Origin of the sequence: Lysobacter arseniciresistens ZS79 (assembly GCF_000768335.1) — a bacterium.
In the GTDB taxonomy this organism is placed as follows: Bacteria; Pseudomonadota; Gammaproteobacteria; order Xanthomonadales; family Xanthomonadaceae; genus Novilysobacter; species Novilysobacter arseniciresistens.
Window position 1 is genome coordinate 1 of record NZ_AVPT01000079.1, and the last position, 877, is coordinate 877.

At 72.1% G+C, this 877-nt stretch carries 1 protein-coding gene; it reads left to right on the forward strand.

Annotated elements, in window-relative coordinates:
• The coding region (locus N799_RS14055; protein WP_036213989.1) for a type VI secretion system Vgr family protein at positions 1-877 on the forward strand (877 nt) is incomplete at both ends.

The window sequence follows — 877 nt, forward strand, 5'->3', positions numbered from 1 at the left end:
CTGCACACCAGCCTGGCCGACAGCCGGCTGGAGCTGGGCTACCTGCTCGATCACCGCGATGGCAGCCGCGGCAGCCTGCGCGGGCAGGGCTTCGATTTGGCCACGCTCGGCTGGGCCAACCTGCGCGCCGGCGAGGGCGTGCTGCTGTCCACCACCGCGCGGACGAACGCCACCTCGACCCAGTTCGACATCGCCGAGGCCGTCAGCCAGCTCAAGGGCGCCGAACGCACCGCGCAGGCCATGAGCGATGCCGCCGAAGGCGCCGAGGTCGCCCCACTGGCCGCCAACCCGCGCCAGACCGAGCTGATCAAACAGATCGACCCCGAGCAGGACGGCACCCACCCCGGCAGCGTCAACGGCCAGTCGGCGACCAAGCCCAAGGGCCCCAGCCGTGACGGCGGCGCCCCGGTCGAAAAGTTCGCCAGCCCGGTGCTGATCGCCGAGTCCCCCGACGCGATCGCCCTGGCGACGCCGGCCAGCGCGATTGCCTATGCCGGCGGCCACACCCACCTGACCGCCCAGCAGGACGCCCACCTCGCCGCTGGCCACACCATCGCCGGCGTCAGCGGCGGCCACGTCGCCCTGTTCGCGCAGAAGGGCCCGCTCAAGGCCATCGCCGCCAACGGCCCCGTCAGCCTGCAGGCCCACGCCGGCCCGCTGAAACTGCTGGCCGACCAGTCCGTCACCGTCACCGCCACCGACGACCGCATCGACGTGCTGGCCAAGCAGAAGATCGTCCTGCAGGCCGGCCAGACCGAGATCGTGCTGGAAGGCGGGGATATCACCTTCAAGTGCCCGGGCAACTTCACCGTCAAGGCCGGGCAGGTGCCGTTCAAGGGCGGGGCGAAGGGAGCGGCGGGGTTGGAGGTGCTGCCGG